A 16,837-nucleotide genomic window follows, 5' to 3' on the forward strand; every position below is an offset into this window, starting at 1 on the left:
GCAAAAATACCGGGGGCTATGTGCCCCCGTGTAAGTTGAGATTAACCCTGTGCCTCAAGAGACTGCAAAAGTGAATAATGATCCATTGAAAAAAACCGCAGAAAAAAAAGCAATGGATGCTGCAAAGCACTTTTTAACCGCTCATCCGGATATAGAGCTGTTGGAAGTATTACTGCCTGATTTGAATGGAAATCTGAGGGGTAAATGGTTGGCCCCTTCCAAGTTGAGTAAGGCAGTTCAGGGGAAACTGAAATTACCATTAAGCTCATTGGCGTTTGATGTCTGGGGGCGTGATTCAGAAGCCTGTGTTTTTGAAAGTGGCGATGCTGACGGTATTGCCGAGCCAGATCTTGGAACCCTCACAATGGTGCCCTGGCTGGAGCGTCCGACTGGTCAAGTGTTTGTCTCGTTGAATGAAGTGGACGGCCGGATGTGCAGTTACGATGGGCGCCATCTGTTGAAATCCATGGTCAGCCGTCTCGGCAATCTGGGGCTGACAGCCGTACTTGCCTGTGAGATCGAATTTAATCTGTTTGCTGAAAGCCTGGAAGAGGGTACGCCCCAGTTGACCGATCAGGTACCTGGTGCACGGGTGCTGGCAGGCAATACCTACGGGATTGAGGCCATGCAGGAGGCCTCTGAGGTAATGCACGCAATTAACGATGCCTGCCGCTTGCAGGGACTGCCGGTCGATACTCTGATTAAAGAGGCCGGCCCTTCTCAATATGAAATCAATTTATACCATCAGGCAGACGCGTTAAAAGCGGCGGATCAGGCGGTCATGTTAAAACGACTGATCAAAGGCGTGGCCAAGCAACACGGTTATCGGGCCTCGTTTATGGCCAAGCCTTTTGGCGATGCGCCAGGCAATGGTATGCATGTTCACTGCAGTTTGTTGAATGCGGACGGTGACAATGTGTTTAACGACGGGACGGATTTGGGTACGCCGACCTTGAGGCATGCCATCGCCGGCTGTCTTCACTCCATGAGCGATGCCATGTTGCTGTTTGCTCCCCATTTAAATTCATATCGCCGGTTTCAAAAATCCTCTCATGCGCCACTTGCAGCAACCTGGGGTTATGAAAACCGGACTGTGGCGATTCGTGTACCAGCCGATAGCCCGCAAGCCACACGAATCGAGCACCGGGTGTCTGGCGCTGATGCCAATCCCTATCTGGTTGTGGCTGCGATTCTGGGCGGAATGTTGTTTGGTATCGAAAACCAGCGGCAAGCGCCTGAGCCCATTGCCGGTAATGCCTATGATCACAATGAGGACTTGTTACCGGCATATTGGCCCGAGGCTCAAAAGCAGTTTCTGGCATCAAGTTTTATTCGTGATTATTTTGGCGAAGAGTTCCAGACGGTGTTCAGCGGTATCAAGCAGCAGGAGCAGGACGAGTTCAACCGGCATGTCTCAATGCTGGAATATGAAGCGTGTTTGTAACAGAGGTTTTCTGAATCGAAGCCAGTATCTGAAATTGAAGCCAGTGCCTGAAGGCTCCAATGAGTCAGGCGCTGGTTCTCAGATTCAGGTAAGTGGCCAGTACATCGCCTTCCTGATAATTTTCCACACTCATCAGTGAATCCAAAAACAGGTAGAACAGTTCGGCCTGTGATTTGATCTCCAGCTTGGCGTAAGCGTGTCGCCGGTGCAGTTTTACCGTGTCTGCCGCAATGGACAGTTTGTCGGCCGCTGCGCGAGTACTCAAGCCGTGCAGGATGTAGTAGATCACCTGAGATTCCCGTTCGGTGAGCAGGCTTTTGCCAAAGCCGTCCAGAGCAGACTGCAGTCGCTGCCGCAGGTTTCCGTTTCGATGCTGCTGTTTCTTGGCGTTAACCAGACGCCAGCGACGCAGAACAAGCGCGGAAATAAGCGGTGTCATGTCTTCCAGAAGCGACAGTTCTTGAGGGCTGAATTTGGCCTGATTGGTGGTTCTTCCAAGAGAGATGTTCACAAACCCGCCTGCACCTGTGCCGAAAGTATAGCCACACTCATCATGAAGCCCCGAAAGGCGATACCAGGATTGATAGTATTCGCTGTTTTGAAAACCATGAGGGGCGACATCCAGCAGGTGGAAAAAACCGAAACGCCCCTCCATGGAAGCCAGATAGAAGGGATCGAGTAAAAAACTGGCTTCAATAAACTGATCCATGTGGAGGCTTCCTCCTTCTGAGGGAGACTCCAGATATTCACAGTAGGGCATAGCCTGATCCGGATAGACGATAATGGAAGCATCGTCGAGCGGCACCATAGCCTTGAACAGATTGATCAGTAGGTTCGGGAAATCATCTTGATGGACTTTATCGATAAGCGATTGGGCATGCTCACATAACAGGGCTAAATGGGTCATGGTTGGCCATTCTGTCTTTCTCAATGTAGGTCAAGTTTTAACCGTAACAGGAAATTGGCCTTGAAACCACGCCCTTGAAGCTTTTTTGGGCATATTGATTGAGAGCGAAATAGGCATGCACAAGCAGGCTGCAGGATGTCAGGCTGTTTTTTGAAATATGCGCCAATTTGGTGCTGGAATCTGGTGCTCAAAGGTGACTTGAAATGCCATGCTGGTCGACAGTATCGGGATGAAATCCAGATTAGATGGATTGCGACTTCAAGGGTAAAAGGCTGGGATTGAGTGGACAGTTGTCAGGCGTTGGTTGGGCATCCGGCTTGCCCGAAAGCATTTTGTGCTCTAGATTCACCGCTTCAAACTTACACAGGGTTCAATAACATGGGTTCGTCTTTCACTTTTAACAGTTTCCTGTTGCGGTGGCTGTTTGCTTTTATTCTCGTATTTGCCACTTACAACCCCAGTGGCTACTCCTACGTGTCATGGTTAATGAATCCTGAAACGCAGTTTGGGCCTGTGGTGGCGATTGTTGGCGTGGTGCTAATGATCGCCTGGGTGGTGTATCTGAGGGCGACTTTCCTGGCGCTGGATTGGTTGGGCGTTATGCTGGGGGTGGCTCTGTGTGCTTGTATTGTCTGGCTGCTGATCGATTTGGGCTGGCTGAGCATGGAGTCTCGCGATGCTCTTGAATATGTGGTTCTGCTGATATTGTCACTGATTCTGGCTGTGGGTATGTCTTGGTCTCATATTCGCCGACGTTTAAGTGGTCAACTTGATGTCAATGATGTCGAAGACTAGCCTGCGTTGCTGATTGGTGGTGCTTTGGGCTTGCAGTTTCCGAGTGCCGGCGCTAATCTTGCTCTCTGAAGTTGGTCGGACAGTCGCTGCCTGCGGGCCTTGTGCTTGCGGGGAGAGGAAAGTCCGGGCTCCATAGGGTAGAACGCCAGGTAACGCCTGGGGGGCGAAAGCCTACGGAAAGTGCAGCAGAGAGCAAACCGCCGATGGCTATTCTCTTCGGGGAATATGCACAGGTAAGGGTGAAAGGGTGCGGTAAGAGCGCACCGCACAACTGGTAACAGTTTGTGGCATGGTAAACCCCGTTCGGAGCAAGACCAAATAGGCCTTCTATGGTGTGACCCGCACTGAAGGCGGGTAGGTTGCTTGAGGCTTGTGGTGACGCAAGTCCTAGATGAATGACTGTCGATGACAGAACCCGGCTTACAGACCGACTTCTCATTATTCTGACCCCGCAGATCCTGCTTTAGGAGCTGTTCTGCGGGGATTCTGAAGGGGGTTCTCCCCGCCTTATGTCTCTTTTTCATAAGAGGCCAAATCAAAACAAAGCAAATAATCTCAAACTTAAAGTAATACTTTAAGTTTGCGCTCTATCGGCTTGTTTTTCTTGAGTTTCCTTTTCTCGAAAGCTTCTCCAATTTGAGAGATCCCTGCAAGTTTACCGAAAATCCCTTCTTTATTGCTGATTTTACCTTCCTATTTCCTTGACTTTGCCCTGTGCAGATTTATAGTGGCAGTGTGTGGTAGAAAGTGGTTAAAAGTGTATTTTTGTGGATGATTGGTGGCGGTGAGTGGTGATCCGGGCCAATCCCAACTTGGGGAAACAGCGTGTTTCAAGGCAGTCAGTCCATCAATATGGATGCAAAGGGGCGGATGGCGATACCGAGCAAGTATCGCGATCTGCTCGCGGCTGCCTGTAATGGACGCTTGGTAATCACTGCCAACCCCTATGAGAAATGTCTGAATATTTATCCCGAGCCCCAGTGGCGTGAAGTCAGCGCGAAAATCAGTGCCCTGCCAAATGGTCATAAGCAGGTGCGTCGTTTGCAGCGCTTGGTATTGGGAAATGCGACGGAATTAGAGTTGGATGGTAATGGTCGTGTGCTGTTGCCATCGATTTTACGTGATTACGCGAATCTGGATAAAAAACTGGTACTGGTTGGTCTTAACGAAAAGGCTGAGCTGTGGAGCGAAGAAGATTGGAACGCTCTGCTGGATGAACACGACGATGCACCGCTGCCAGACGAGCTGCAGAGCTTGTCTTTATAACTTCTTAACGATTGAGAACAGGCATGAGCGAAAAGCAACCGAGTGATAAGCACATCACAGTCCTGCTGCAAGAGGCGGTAGATGCCCTGGTGACAGATCCCGCCGGTGTTTACGTTGACGGTACTTTCGGTCGCGGTGGGCACAGCCGTCTGGTTCTGCAAAGCCTGTCTGCTGAAGGTCGTCTGATTGGTATTGATAAAGATCCGGTTGCGATCGCGGCCGGTCAGCAACTGCACGGGGAAGATCCCAGGTTTGACATTGAGCACGGTTCCTTTGCCGAGCTGCAGGCATTTATGGCGCAGCGTGATCTTGAAGGCAAGCTGGATGGTCTGTTGGTGGACCTGGGGGTGTCGTCTCCGCAGTTGGATGTTGCCGAACGCGGCTTCAGCTTTTTGAATGACGGTCCTCTGGATATGCGCATGGATACCACCAGAGGCCAGAGTGCCGCTGATTGGGTTAACGGTGCTGACGAAGAAGAGATGGTGCGGGTTTTCAAAAGCTACGGTGAAGAGCGCTTTGCCAAGCGTATTGCCAATGCCATTGTAAAGCGTCGTGTCGATCGTCCTTTTGAGCGGACTCTGGATCTCGCCAAAGTTGTGGCAGAGGCGAATCCCGCCTGGGAAAAAGGTAAAAACCCGGCCACGCGTGTGTTTCAGGCGATTCGTATTGAAATTAATAATGAACTGGGTGATCTGGAGTCTCTGCTGGATCAGGCTCTGGAAGTGTTAAAGCCTGGTGGTCGTCTGGTGGTGATCAGTTTTCATTCTCTCGAGGATCGTATCGTTAAGCGTTTTATTCGTCGTCAAGAGCGCGGCCTGGATGTGCCGGCTGGTTTGCCGATCATGGAGTCGGAGCTGAACAAGCGAATGAAGTCCAAGGGGAAGGCTGTACGTGCGCAGGATGATGAAGTCAGTGCAAATGTGCGGTCCAGAAGTGCAATCATGCGAGTTGCAGAAAAAATACAATAACGATTTTCTGGTGACGGTGATTCAGTGATGGGTGCTTTAAGGTCTGACAAGGGTGGCGTCAAAGCTTTGAACAGCAAAGGGCAGTGGTTTCTGCTGTTGCTGTTATGGGTTTTGGTGCTGGTCAGTGCACTTGGCGTTGTCCGCAGTACTCATGAAGCCAGAACTCGTTTGAATCAATTGGAAGTTATGCGTCGTGAAGCTGCGCAGTTGCATGTGCAGTGGGGGCAATACCTGTTGGAGCACAGTGCCTGGTCGGCCTACAGCCGTATTGAAAAGGAAGCAAAAAGCAAACTGAATATGATTATTCCCCGGGGTGAACAGCTGGTGGTGGTGACAAAATGAGTCGCGCCTCTCGCCAAAAAGTACAGTCTATGACAATTGCCCGCTGGCGCTTTGCGCTGGCGGTGTTGTTGTTGGCTGTGCTGATGGCGGCGTTGCTGTGGCATGTGGCTTTGCTGCAGGTCGTTCCCGGCGAAGACAAAGGGTTCGAGTTTCTTCAGGGGCAGGGTGATGCCCGTACAGTGCGGACCGAAATCATCCCGGCTCATCGTGGCGTGATTACAGACCGCAATGGGGAGCCTCTGGCTGTGAGTACTCCGGTGGTGTCCTTATGGGCGAACCCATCTGAGCTCAAGTCCGATGCGGTTGAGGTTGCAGCTTTGGCTGAAGCCTTGGGTGTTTCAGAAATTGGCTTGCGTAAAAAACTGAAGCGCTACCAGGGTAAAGAATTTGTTTACCTGAAACGTAATATGCCGCCACAGAAAGCTGAAAACATCCTTGCTAACCGCTGGGCGGGCGTTTATGGCCGCACTGAGTACCAGCGTTTTTATCCTGCTGGTGAAGTAACTGCGCATATCGTTGGCTTTACCAATATTGATGAGCGAGGCCAGGAAGGTATTGAACTCGCGTACAACGACTGGTTGATGGGGCATTCGGGCTCCAAGCGTGTTTTGAAAGACCTGAAAGGCCGCGTGATTAAAGATGACGGACAGCTGAAAGCGCCAGAAGCCGGAAAAGATATACACCTGAGTATTGATCTGCGTTTGCAGTATCTCGCTTATCGGGAATTGAAGCAGGCTGTGGCTGAACATCAGGCGTCCTCCGGCAGTCTGGTGATGCTTGATGTCAAGACCGGTGAAGTGTTGGCGATGGTGAATCAGCCTTCCTATAACCCGAATGATCGCACCGGCATCAAGGTATCTGCCCTGAGAAATCGGGCCATCACGGATCAGTTTGAGCCGGGCTCCACCATGAAGCCTCTGACAGTATTGGCTGCACTGGAGAGTGGTCGTTATCACCCGCACACCATGATCGACACCAGTCCTGGATACATTCGGGTCGGCAAGAAAACCTTGCTGGATCCTGTTAACTACGGCGTTATTGATCTGACCAAGGTGATTACCAAGTCCAGCCAGGTGGGTATCAGTAAGGTGGCTCTGGATATGGAACCCGATGTGGTTCGTAATATGTTTTTCCGTCTGGGGTTGGGCCAGGGTACTGGCGTAGGTTTTCCCGGAGAGGGAGTGGGTGTATTGCCCAGCCGAAGCCGCTGGACCGATATTGAGCGCGCCAATTTTGCTTTTGGTTATGGCATGAGTGTCACCGCTCTTCAGCTGGCTCAGGCTTATGGAGTCGTGGCTAATTACGGTGTCAAGAAGCCGGTGAGTCTGCTGCGTTTGGGTGGTGACAGCAAAGACGAAGTGCAGCTGGATGATCTGGGCGAGCAGGTTGTGACCCGCAAGATTTCCCATGAAGTTGTCGATATGTTGAAAACGGTTTTGGGGCCGGGCGGTACCGGTCGCAAGGCGCAAATTGAAGCTTATCCGGCTGCCGGCAAAACCGGAACTGTGCATAAAGTTGGCAAGGAAGGTTATGTCTACAACCGTTACCGTTCTGTGTTTGCAGGTATGGCTCCTGCAAATGACCCGCGCGTCGTGATTGTGGTGGATATCGAAGATCCTTCATCTGGCAAATATCACGGTGGCGAAGTCGCTGCTCCGGTATTTTCCAAGGTGGCTGAGGGCGCTTTGCGATTAATGCATGTGCCCCCAGAGGTAACAGCGGCGGATAAGGAAAAAGTGGCAACTGAACAGCGAACCATTCAGGAGCCCTTGTCGTGATGACTCAGCGTATCGATACAGTTTATCCAACGCTCGGGCACCTGCTGCCCGCTTTGTCGTTACAGAATGTACTGAATATCCCGGTGGGCCCGTTGGTGCTGGACAGTCGCCAGGTAAGCACTGGTGATACGTTTGTCGCATTGGCGGGCAGCCAGGCAGATGGCTCACAGTATATAGACAGTGCCCTGAAAAATGGCGCTGCTTTGGTTTTGGTTGAAGGCGAAAGCGAGAGTTGTGAGCCGTTGGATGGTGGTGTGTATCGTGTTGCACTGCCTGACCTGCGCCAGCGATTGAGTGCTTTGGCTGGCAGCTGGTATGGCGTTCCTTCCCGAGAGTTATCAATGGTCGCCATTACCGGAACCAACGGAAAGACGACTTGCAGCCACTGGTTGGCTCAGTTGTTGAACGATGGGGAATGTCCTGCAGCATCCGTTGGTACGCTGGGGTTTGGTTTAGTGGGTCAGTCCATGGTTAATACCGGGATGACTACGCCAGATGCTATTGCGACTCAAAAAATATTGTCCCAGTTGCGCGATGACGGTGCCAAATCCGTTGTTATGGAGGTTTCCTCCCACAGTCTCGATCAGGGACGTGTGGCAGCAGTTGAATTTGACGTGGCCGTGTTTACCAATATTGGTCGTGACCACCTTGATTACCACGGCGATATGGCCAGTTACGTTGCCAGCAAGGCACAGCTGATGTCTTTCGGGACATTGAAGTCTGCGGTGATCAATGCTGACGATACCTATGCCGAGACTTTTATTCAGGCACTGTCTGACAACACAAAATTGCTGACCTACGGCCTGCAAAAACCGGCCGATTTCAGTTTTCAGGATATTCAGTATTTGCCTGAAGGGATTGTCGCTAACCTGCGTACACCTGAGTCTGTGATAGAGGTCAGGCTGCCAGTGTGGGGTGAGTTCAATTTGCAGAATCTGTTGGCGGTTGTTGCCAGCGGGTACGCACTGGGTCGTTCTGTTGAAGAGCTGGTGTCACGGTTGCCGGGATTAAAGCCTGTGCCGGGAAGACTCGAATCGGTTGATGATAACAGCGAGCTGACGGTGTTGGTCGATTTCGCTCATACCGCGGATGCTCTCGAGTCTGTATTGACGGCTATTCGTCATCACAGCCAGCAGCGGCTGTGGTGTGTTTTTGGTTGCGGTGGCGATCGTGATGCAGGCAAGCGTCCTTTGATGGCCCGGGCGGCAGAAAAAATGGCAGATGAAATTGTTGTCACCAGTGACAATCCTCGCACGGAAGATGCGCAGAAAATTATTAATGAGGTGATGGCAGGCTTCAGCAAATTAGAGAACGTTCACTGCTTAATAGACCGTGAAGATGCTATTCGCTATGCCATCAATCATGCTTCGGCGGGTGATTGCATCCTGATTGCAGGCAAGGGGCATGAGGACTATCAGCAAATAGGTACTGAAAAGCTTCCTTTCAGCGATACCTCAGTAGCGCGTTCGATTCTTCGAGCGCGCGTGGCCTCCCGGCAAGGAGGAAGCGCAAATGATTAAGCCCATGAAGCTATCAGATATCGCTGGACCCTTGTCTGCTGAGTTACACGGTGATGATGTGATTTTTGAACGGGTCAACACGGATACCCGTTCCATTCAGTCTGGTGATCTGTTTGTAGCGCTTAAAGGCGAACGATTTGATGCGCATAATTTTGTGGCTGATGCTTGCAGTGCTGGCGCAGTGGCTACAGTCGTTGAGTGTCTGAATAATGAGCAGAGCGCGCCGCAATTAAAAGTCAAGGATACAACCCGTGCGTTCGGTGAAATCGCCCATCAAGCTCGCTTGCAATTTCAGGGGCCGTTGGTCGCGCTCACCGGTAGCAGTGGTAAAACCACGGTTAAAGAAATGATCGCGAAGGTCTTGGGTCAGAAATCCGTGGTGCATGTGACACAAGGCAATTTGAACAACCATATTGGTGTGCCTCAGACACTGTTGGCAATGAAGGCTGATACTCAATACGCCGTCATCGAAATGGGTGCCAGCGGTTTAAGTGAAATTGATTATCTGGCATCACTGGCAGAGCCAACCGTTGCATTGGTCAATAACGTAATGGCTGCTCACCTTGAAGGCTTTGGAAGTGAGGCTGGTGTTGCAGCAGAAAAATCCAAAATTTACAGTCATCTGAGACAAGGTGGTACAGCAGTAGTCAATCTTGATGAATCTTACGCTGCAGGTTGGTTGGAAACCTTGCAAAATAAGCGTCCGGATGTAAAGTGCCTGACCTTTTCGGCAGTCAGCAGTGATGCGGATGTTACCGCATCGGATATCCGTCTGAATGAAGCGGCATGTTATGAGTTCACTCTGCATACTGATCAGGACAGCGTTATCGTGAAATTGCCGATGATGGGGCGTCAAAATGTGAATAACGCGTTGGCAGTTGCCGGTTGCTGTCTGGCTGTTGGGATGACTCTTGAAGAAATTGCGCAAGGTCTTGCCTCAGTAACGCCCGTAAGAGGTCGGATGATGCCGCAAACAGGCTTCAATCAGTCGCTGGTTATTGATGATACCTACAATGCCAACCCGGGATCTGTGAAAGCTGCCGCTCAATTGTTGATGGATCTTTATCGCCAGGGGCGTGCAGTGATGTTGGTTCTTGGAGATCTGGGTGAGCTGGGTGACGGTGAGCAGATCGCCATGCAGACGCTGGGCTCTGATCTGAAAAAACTGGGTCTGCCTGTGTTGGTCACACAAGGAAAAAACAGCCAGTTTGCCTGTAATGGATTCAATGAAAGCGATGCTCAAGCGGAAGATGTGACGACTTCTTCAAAAGCGCATGTTCAGCAAGAACCAATGGCGAAGCACTTTGTCTCTAAGGACGAACTTAACCAATATTTATTCACTCAATTAACAGATAACACGGTTGTCCTGGTGAAAGGATCTCGGAGCGCAGGCATGGAAAGCGTTGTGCAAGCAATCACGTTAGGCGGAGAACAACAATAATGCTTTTGTGGCTTGCAGAGTATTTACAACAGCACATGTCCTCTTTCGCAGTGTTTCAGTACCTGACACTGCGAGGCATTTTGGGTGTGCTGACGGCATTGGCCATCTCATTGATTTTAGGCCCCTGGATGATTCGTAAACTGAATTATCTGCAGATTGGCCAGTCGGTTCGTGACGATGGCCCTGAATCTCATTTGAGTAAGTCAGGTACCCCTACCATGGGGGGCACCCTGATTTTGGCGGCGATTTTTGTCAGTGCACTTTTATGGTCTGACCTGACTAACCGCTATGTATGGGTTGTTTTGATTGTAACCGGCATCTTTGGTGCTGTGGGTTGGGTGGATGACTACCGCAAAGTGGTCGAGGCAAACTCCAAAGGACTGCCAGCTCGCTGGAAATACTTTTGGCAGTCAGTCGCTGGTTTGGGGGCAGCAATTTTTCTGTATTACACCGCGGCTACACCTGCAGAGACCCAGTTGATTGTGCCGTTTTTTAAAAATATCGCTCTGGATATGGGACTGTTTTACATCGTGCTGACGTATTTTGTGATCGTCGGCTCCAGTAATGCGGTGAACCTGACTGATGGCCTGGACGGGCTGGCCATTATGCCAACGGTTATGGTGGGTGGCGCTCTTGGGCTGATTGCCTACCTGGTTGGACATAATGAATTTGCAAGCTACCTGCACATTCCTTATGTGGCCGGTGCTGGTGAATTGATTGTTTTCTGTGCCGCGTTGGGTGGTGCAGGTTTGGGGTTTCTTTGGTTTAACACCTATCCGGCCCAGGTGTTTATGGGAGATGTGGGCGCTCTGGCTCTGGGCGCTGCGCTGGGAGTGATTGCGGTTATTGTCCGTCATGAAATTGTTTTCTTCATCATGGGCGGTGTGTTTGTGATGGAAACCGTATCCGTGATCTTGCAGGTGGGTTCGTTCAAGCTGACCGGCCGTCGTATTTTCCGCATGGCGCCGTTGCATCATCACTTTGAATTAAAAGGCTGGCCAGAGCCGCGTGTGATTGTTCGCTTCTGGATCATCACCGTCATGCTGGTGTTGTTTGGATTGGCAACGCTGAAACTGCGTTAATCACTGTTGAATCGAATTAGGATAAGGCGAGAAGAAATACTGTGGTCAACTTAATCGCACAAAGCAATGTGATTGTCCTGGTCGGTATGGGAATGACCGGGCAATCTGCTGCGCGTTATTTGACCAATTCGGGCCGCCGCTTTGTGTGGGTTGATACCCGTGAAGCACCTCCTGCACTCGACAGTGTCCGTTCGCAGTTTCCTGATGCGAATATCGAGCTGGGCGACTTAAAAGAAGACACCTTGCTGGCTGCATCAGAGATTATTGTGAGTCCTGGGGTTCCTTTGTCGAATCCGATGATTCAAAAAGCAGTAAATGCAGGAGTTCCTGTACTCGGGGATATCGAGTTATTCCTGCGTGAAGTCAAAGCTCCGGTTATTGCCATTACCGGCTCCAATGCCAAAAGTACGGTCACTACACTGGTGGGCGAAATGGCAAAAGCCGCCGGTAAAATGGTGCTGATCGGTGGCAACATCGGTGTGCCAGTACTGGATTTGCTGCAACAGCCCGCTGCTGAGCTCTATGTGCTTGAACTGTCCAGTTTTCAGTTGGAAAGTGTTAACAAGTTGAATGCCGAGGTCTCCACGGTCCTGAACGTCAGTGAAGATCACATGGATCGATACGATTCGTTTGCCCAATATTATATGGCCAAACAACGGGTCTATTTTGGTGCCCGTAAAGTGGTTATAAACCGGGAAGATCCTTTAACCTCACCACCCTTGGCAGAAGGGGTTCAGCAATTCAGTTTTGGGCTAAATGTGCCTGACCGCAATGGTTTCGGTGTGATTGTCAAAGGCGGGCAAGAGTATCTGGCTTTTGAGTTCAAGGCACTGATGCCTTCCGCCGACATAAAAATGCCTGGCCGTCACAATATAGCCAATGCTTTGGCGGCTCTTGCGTTGGGGCATGCAGTCGGGTTGCCTATGGAGTCGATGCTGCAAACCTTGACACAGTTTCCGGGTTTGCCTCATCGCTGTCAGTGGGTGGCTGAAAACGGTGGTGTGAACTTTTACAATGACTCTAAAGGAACCAATGTTGGCGCAACCCTGGCAGCATTGAAGGGGTTGCAAAAAGACTCTGGGAAAATTGTCCTGATTGCCGGTGGAGTTGGTAAAGGCGCAGATTTCTCGTCATTAAAAGACGCTGCAGCCGGTCTTCGTTCTGTCGTTGTGATCGGACAGGATGGGGCTCAAATCGCGGCACAGTTTGAAGGGCTTCTGCCCACACGTTCGGCCACAACCATGCAGGAAGCGGTAGAACTTGCTGCACAACAAGCTGAAGCCGGCGACGATGTACTGTTATCACCTGCCTGTGCCAGTTTTGATATGTATAAAGGATTTGAGGATCGCGGAGATCACTTTGTACGGGTTGTAAAGGAGGTTGTTGCATGAACAGCATGTTGAAACCTGCCTTAAATTCTACAGCCTGGATGGACGCTATTAACTGGCAGCTGTTGACGTTGACGATGGTGCTGTCGTCCATAGGATTCGTTATGGTGACTTCGGCTTCCATGACTTTCGCTGAGGAGAACTACAACGACGCCTGGTTTTTTTCCGTACGCTATGCGGTGTACTGGATGCTTGGGATGGTTGGCGCTGTTCTGATCGCTTCAGTTCCGACGATTATCTGGGAAAAATACGGAAGCCTGTTTTTGATTCTGGCCTTGGTGATGTTGACTCTGGTATTGATCCCGGGGATTGGCCGTAAAGTGAACGGCAGTCAACGCTGGTTGCAATTGGGCCCGTTTGGTATCCAGGCCTCTGAGGTGGTGAAATTCTGCACCATTGTTTTCTATGCCAGTTTCCTGGCCCGTCGGGGGCAGGAAACATTGGGTGATTGGCGAGGGGTTTTCAAGCCCTTGCTGGTATTGGGGATGATGATTTTCCTGTTGCTGCTGGAGCCTGACTTCGGTGCCTCGGTGGTTTTAGCCTGTACTGTAATGGCCATGTTGTTTGTGGCCGGAGTGCGTTTGTGGCAATTCATTTTGTTATTTGCCGCTGCATTGGGCGGGTTGATTCTGATCGCCACCTTGTCACCTTACCGCATGCAGCGTTTGATCACGTTCCTGGATCCTTGGGCGGATCAGTTTAACAGTGGCTATCAGTTAACCCAGTCCTTGATCGCTTTTGGGCGTGGTCAGTGGACCGGCCTTGGGTTGGGTAACAGTGTACAGAAGTTGTTTTATCTGCCCGAAGCGCATACCGACTTTATCTTCGCCATCATTGCGGAAGAATTCGGCTTGGTTGGTGTCGCTGTTGTTATAGGAACATTTATTGCCCTGGTGATTTGTATCCTGAATATTGCTCAGCGGGCTATGGCTGCCGACAAGGTATTTGCCAGTTTTGCAACCTTTGGTGTGGCGGTGATGTTTGCCGGACAGGCTTTTATCAATGTAGGAGTGGCTTCTGGTTTGTTGCCTACCAAAGGCCTGACCATGCCGTTTATCAGCTACGGTGGCAGTAGTTTGCTGGCATCCTGCGCCTTAATGGCACTGGTTTTACGAATTGACTGGGAAATGCGGATAGAAGCTTTAAACCCACCGAAAAAGGTTTCAGGCAAATCTCGGCGCACCACCAGTAATATGCGCCAGCAAAATTTGTCTTCGGTTTCCGATACCGGGGAGGCCGTTTGATATGGAAAAGGTAGTTGAGCAAGTGCAGGCGGATGACACTCAATCCCAGATGAATATCGTCATCATGGCGGGGGGGACTGGCGGACACGTATTTCCCGCACTGGCCGTGGCAGAAAAGTTACGCAACAAAGGCGCCAAATTGAGCTGGTTGGGTACTGCCCGAGGTATTGAAGCTCAGCTCGTGCCGGCAGCTGATATTCCTCTGCATTGTCTGGATATTGAAGGTGTCCGGGGCAAGGGCATCTTGTCAAAATTGAAAGCCCCATTTTTGCTGATTGGTGCGGTATGGCAAGCGCGCAAGATCTTAAAGCGCGAAAAAGCTGATGTGGTACTGGGATTAGGCGGCTTTGCCTCAGGTCCCGGTGGTGTTGCTGCCTGGTTATTGAGAAAACCGGTGCTAATTCATGAGCAAAACGCGATTGCCGGAACTACAAATCGTTGGTTGTCGAAAGTGGCAAGTTGCGTGATGGAAGCGTTTCCCAACAGTTTGCCTAATGCAAAACACGTTGGAAATCCTGTGCGAGAGTCGATTGCCAAGGTTGCACCACTGGAGATCGATAAAGACCGTCCTCTTAAAATACTGGTTCTGGGAGGAAGCCTGGGTGCTTTGGCTCTGAATGAAATGATTCCGGTAGCGATTCGGCACTTGCCATTGAATATGCGGCCAGAAGTGAAGCATCAGACCGGTAAGCGTCATCTGGATGTTACCAGGAAAAATTATCAGGATGCAGGCGTGGTCGCTGAGGTGCTGGATTTTATCGACGACATGGCTGCTGTGTATGAATGGGCGGATGTAGTGATTTGTCGCGCAGGGGCGTTAACCGTTTCTGAATTGACTCTGGCCGGGAGAGGGGCATTGCTGGTGCCTTATCCCTATGCCATCGATGACCACCAAACCTTCAATGCCCAATGGCTGGAAGACAATGGTGCTGGAATCGTGAAACAGCAGCGTGACCTGACGGTTGAGGACCTTGCAGACTTTATCCGCAATGTTTCAGAAGATCGGGAACAGCTGCTTGTGATGGCGCAACATGCGAAAGCGTTGGCGATGCCTGAGGCGGCCAATGATGTGGCTGAAATGTGTGAAAAAGCCGCTTGCGGTATAGAGAATAGAGGCGGCTCAAATGGATAAGCAGAATATGAAAACGGCCAGTAGCGGTATCAACAAATACACCAGTGAAGTGCCGGAAATGCGACGCATCAAACGTATCCACTTTATCGGTATTGGTGGAGCGGGGATGAGCGGCATTGCAGAGGTCTTGTTGAATCAGGGATATAACATCTCAGGTTCCGATCTGCGTGAGTCCAATGTTACTCAGCGTTTACAGAGTAAAGGCGCAATCATTTATATCGGTCACAGTGAGTCAAACGTCGAAGCGGCCGATGTGGTGGTTAATTCTTCCGCTGTGGATGAAAACAACCCTGAAATGCAGGGAGCCAGGGATCGTCGTATCCCAATTGTACGCCGTGCAGAAATGCTGGGTGAGTTGATGCGATATCGTCACGGCATCGCAATAGCAGGCACCCACGGTAAAACCACGACCACCAGTCTCATGGCTTCTGTGCTGGCTGCCGGTGATCGGGATCCGACTTTTGTCATCGGCGGTTTGCTGAACAGTGCCGGAGCTAATGCCCAATTGGGGGCCAGCCGCTATCTGGTGGCTGAAGCCGATGAAAGTGACGCATCATTTCTGCACCTTCAGCCGATGGTTGCTGTGGTGACCAATATTGATGCGGATCACATGGATACTTATGAAGGTGATTTTTCAAAAGTGAAAAAGACCTTTGTGGAGTTTCTGCATAACTTGCCGTTCTACGGTCTGGCTGTGGTGTGTGGCGATGATCCCGTCGTGCAGGAAATTATTCCAGAAATTTCCCGTCCCATTGTTACCTACGGTTTTGAGGAGGGTAATGATTTTCGCGCGGTGAATGTGGTGCAAACAGCACTCTCGACCCGATTCACTGCACAGCGTCCTGATGGATTGGCCGACCTTGAGGTTACGGTCAATATGCCGGGGCAGCACAACGTGCTGAATGCCTTGGCAACCGTTGCTGTGGCTACTGATGAAGGTCTGGAAGACAGTGCGATTCAACAGGGATTAGAGAATTTTCAGGGTGTTGGCCGCCGCTTTCAGGTTTACGGTGAATACCCGGTCGTTGACAAACTGGCTGCAAATGATAAAGAGCAAGCTACGGCTACGGGAACAGCGATGCTGGTTGATGATTACGGACATCACCCCCGTGAAGTGGCGGCAACGGTTGCGGCTATCCGCGACGGTTGGCCTGAGCGTCGTTTGTTAATGATCTATCAGCCTCATCGCTATACGCGAACTCGGGATCTTTATGAGGACTTCGTGGATGTATTGTCCCACGTGGATGCGTTGATCATGTTGGAAGTGTATAGCGCAGGTGAAGACCCAATTCCGGGTGCAGATAGCAGGCACTTGTGTCGCAGTATTCGCGGTCGCGGACAGGTGGAACCTGTATTTGTGGAAGGTATTGATGGTGTCCCTGAAGTGGTGGCGGATCTCGTGCAGCCCGGAGACATAGTGCTGACTCAGGGGGCGGGTAATGTGGGTTTGCTGGCAGTTGAATTGGCCAAACGCAAACTGCAGTAACAGTTAATGGTATAGAAACAAAGGCTAGTGAATCGGCCATGTCT

The 16,837-nt window shown here is 50.8% G+C and carries 14 protein-coding genes and 1 other RNA gene; 14 read left to right on the forward strand and 1 reads right to left on the reverse strand.

All coding sequences use genetic code 11. From position 1 onward, the window contains the following. Nucleotides 1-70 precede the first annotated feature (70 nt). Entirely contained in the window at nt 71-1,444 is a 1,374-nt protein-coding gene (locus tag KOI40_RS14310) for a glutamine synthetase family protein (RefSeq protein ID WP_216098214.1), read from the forward strand. A 64-nt stretch (nt 1,445-1,508) separates the two neighbouring features. On the opposite strand, the gene KOI40_RS14315 is transcribed toward KOI40_RS14310, so the two are convergent. Next, the gene (locus KOI40_RS14315; RefSeq protein WP_216098215.1) at nt 1,509-2,351 is read right to left on the reverse strand and encodes a helix-turn-helix transcriptional regulator; all 843 of its coding nucleotides are present in this window, start codon (nt 2,349-2,351) and stop codon (nt 1,509-1,511) included. Between the two features lie 378 nt (nt 2,352-2,729). Here KOI40_RS14315 and KOI40_RS14320 point away from each other — a divergent pair, with 378 nt between their 5' ends. The 13 genes from KOI40_RS14320 (at nt 2,730) to murC (ending at nt 16,793) form a co-directional block, all read left to right on the forward strand. Then, nucleotides 2,730-3,146, forward strand: coding sequence for a DUF6524 family protein (locus KOI40_RS14320; RefSeq protein ID WP_216098216.1), 417 nt, complete (start codon nt 2,730-2,732; stop codon nt 3,144-3,146). A gap of 67 nt (nt 3,147-3,213) precedes the next feature. Next, nucleotides 3,214-3,585, forward strand: an RNA gene (gene rnpB / locus KOI40_RS14325) — RNase P RNA component class A. A gap of 386 nt (nt 3,586-3,971) precedes the next feature. Further along, nucleotides 3,972-4,412, forward strand: a complete 441-nt coding sequence (mraZ, locus tag KOI40_RS14330) for a division/cell wall cluster transcriptional repressor MraZ (RefSeq protein WP_369413192.1) — start codon at nt 3,972-3,974, stop codon at nt 4,410-4,412. Between the two features lie 23 nt (nt 4,413-4,435). Continuing rightward, nucleotides 4,436-5,380: a 16S rRNA (cytosine(1402)-N(4))-methyltransferase RsmH gene (gene rsmH, locus KOI40_RS14335; RefSeq protein ID WP_216098217.1), complete on the forward strand. Its 945-nt coding sequence runs from the start codon at nt 4,436-4,438 to the stop codon at nt 5,378-5,380. A gap of 27 nt (nt 5,381-5,407) precedes the next feature. Next, nucleotides 5,408-5,722 (forward strand): cell division protein FtsL, encoded by a 315-nt coding sequence (gene ftsL, locus KOI40_RS14340; protein ID WP_216098218.1) that lies wholly within the window; start codon nt 5,408-5,410, stop codon nt 5,720-5,722. After that, nucleotides 5,719-7,500, forward strand: a complete 1,782-nt coding sequence (locus KOI40_RS14345; RefSeq protein WP_233710288.1) for a peptidoglycan D,D-transpeptidase FtsI family protein — start codon at nt 5,719-5,721, stop codon at nt 7,498-7,500. The genes ftsL and KOI40_RS14345 overlap by 4 nt, the downstream gene beginning before the upstream one ends. Further along, the gene (locus tag KOI40_RS14350) at nt 7,500-9,020 is read left to right on the forward strand and encodes a UDP-N-acetylmuramoyl-L-alanyl-D-glutamate--2,6-diaminopimelate ligase (protein WP_233710300.1); all 1,521 of its coding nucleotides are present in this window, start codon (nt 7,500-7,502) and stop codon (nt 9,018-9,020) included. The genes KOI40_RS14345 and KOI40_RS14350 overlap by 1 nt, the downstream gene beginning before the upstream one ends. Continuing rightward, nucleotides 9,013-10,461: a UDP-N-acetylmuramoyl-tripeptide--D-alanyl-D-alanine ligase gene (locus KOI40_RS14355; RefSeq protein WP_216098220.1), complete on the forward strand. Its 1,449-nt coding sequence runs from the start codon at nt 9,013-9,015 to the stop codon at nt 10,459-10,461. Before KOI40_RS14350 ends, KOI40_RS14355 begins: the two co-directional genes overlap by 8 nt. Continuing rightward, nucleotides 10,461-11,543: a phospho-N-acetylmuramoyl-pentapeptide-transferase gene (gene mraY, locus KOI40_RS14360; protein WP_216098221.1), complete on the forward strand. Its 1,083-nt coding sequence runs from the start codon at nt 10,461-10,463 to the stop codon at nt 11,541-11,543. Before KOI40_RS14355 ends, mraY begins: the two co-directional genes overlap by 1 nt. A 41-nt stretch (nt 11,544-11,584) precedes the next feature. Then, the gene (gene murD / locus KOI40_RS14365; protein WP_369413193.1) at nt 11,585-12,934 is read left to right on the forward strand and encodes a UDP-N-acetylmuramoyl-L-alanine--D-glutamate ligase; all 1,350 of its coding nucleotides are present in this window, start codon (nt 11,585-11,587) and stop codon (nt 12,932-12,934) included. Continuing rightward, nucleotides 12,931-14,175 carry a putative lipid II flippase FtsW gene (gene ftsW / locus KOI40_RS14370; protein ID WP_216098222.1) on the forward strand — a complete coding sequence of 415 codons (1,245 nt, stop codon included), beginning with the start codon at nt 12,931-12,933 and terminating at the stop codon, nt 14,173-14,175. The genes murD and ftsW overlap by 4 nt, the downstream gene beginning before the upstream one ends. A 1-nt stretch (nt 14,176) precedes the next feature. After that, nucleotides 14,177-15,307, forward strand: coding sequence for an undecaprenyldiphospho-muramoylpentapeptide beta-N-acetylglucosaminyltransferase (murG, locus tag KOI40_RS14375; protein WP_233710289.1), 1,131 nt, complete (start codon nt 14,177-14,179; stop codon nt 15,305-15,307). Then, nucleotides 15,300-16,793, forward strand: coding sequence for a UDP-N-acetylmuramate--L-alanine ligase (murC, locus tag KOI40_RS14380; RefSeq protein WP_500797033.1), 1,494 nt, complete (start codon nt 15,300-15,302; stop codon nt 16,791-16,793). Before murG ends, murC begins: the two co-directional genes overlap by 8 nt. Nucleotides 16,794-16,837: the final 44 nt, after the last annotated feature.

This window comes from Pseudomaricurvus albidus (assembly GCF_018863235.1).
Lineage (GTDB): Bacteria > Pseudomonadota > Gammaproteobacteria > Pseudomonadales > Cellvibrionaceae > Pseudomaricurvus > Pseudomaricurvus albidus.

What these genes read in the sequence shown, in the direction of transcription:
- rsmH (WP_216098217.1), top strand. Translation starts at nt 4,436, where the DNA reads ATGAGCGAAAAGCAACCGAGTGATAAGCACATCACAGTCCTGCTGCAA.
- murG (WP_233710289.1), top strand. Translation starts at nt 14,177, where the DNA reads ATGGAAAAGGTAGTTGAGCAAGTGCAGGCGGATGACACTCAATCCCAG.
- ftsW (WP_216098222.1), top strand. Translation starts at nt 12,931, where the DNA reads ATGAACAGCATGTTGAAACCTGCCTTAAATTCTACAGCCTGGATGGAC.
- ftsL (WP_216098218.1), top strand. Translation starts at nt 5,408, where the DNA reads ATGGGTGCTTTAAGGTCTGACAAGGGTGGCGTCAAAGCTTTGAACAGC.
- KOI40_RS14320 (WP_216098216.1), top strand. Translation starts at nt 2,730, where the DNA reads ATGGGTTCGTCTTTCACTTTTAACAGTTTCCTGTTGCGGTGGCTGTTT.
- KOI40_RS14350 (WP_233710300.1), top strand. Translation starts at nt 7,500, where the DNA reads ATGACTCAGCGTATCGATACAGTTTATCCAACGCTCGGGCACCTGCTG.
- KOI40_RS14315 (WP_216098215.1), bottom strand. Translation starts at nt 2,351, where the DNA reads ATGACCCATTTAGCCCTGTTATGTGAGCATGCCCAATCGCTTATCGAT.
- mraY (WP_216098221.1), top strand. Translation starts at nt 10,461, where the DNA reads ATGCTTTTGTGGCTTGCAGAGTATTTACAACAGCACATGTCCTCTTTC.
- murC (WP_500797033.1), top strand. Translation starts at nt 15,300, where the DNA reads ATGGATAAGCAGAATATGAAAACGGCCAGTAGCGGTATCAACAAATAC.
- KOI40_RS14345 (WP_233710288.1), top strand. Translation starts at nt 5,719, where the DNA reads ATGAGTCGCGCCTCTCGCCAAAAAGTACAGTCTATGACAATTGCCCGC.
- KOI40_RS14355 (WP_216098220.1), top strand. Translation starts at nt 9,013, where the DNA reads ATGATTAAGCCCATGAAGCTATCAGATATCGCTGGACCCTTGTCTGCT.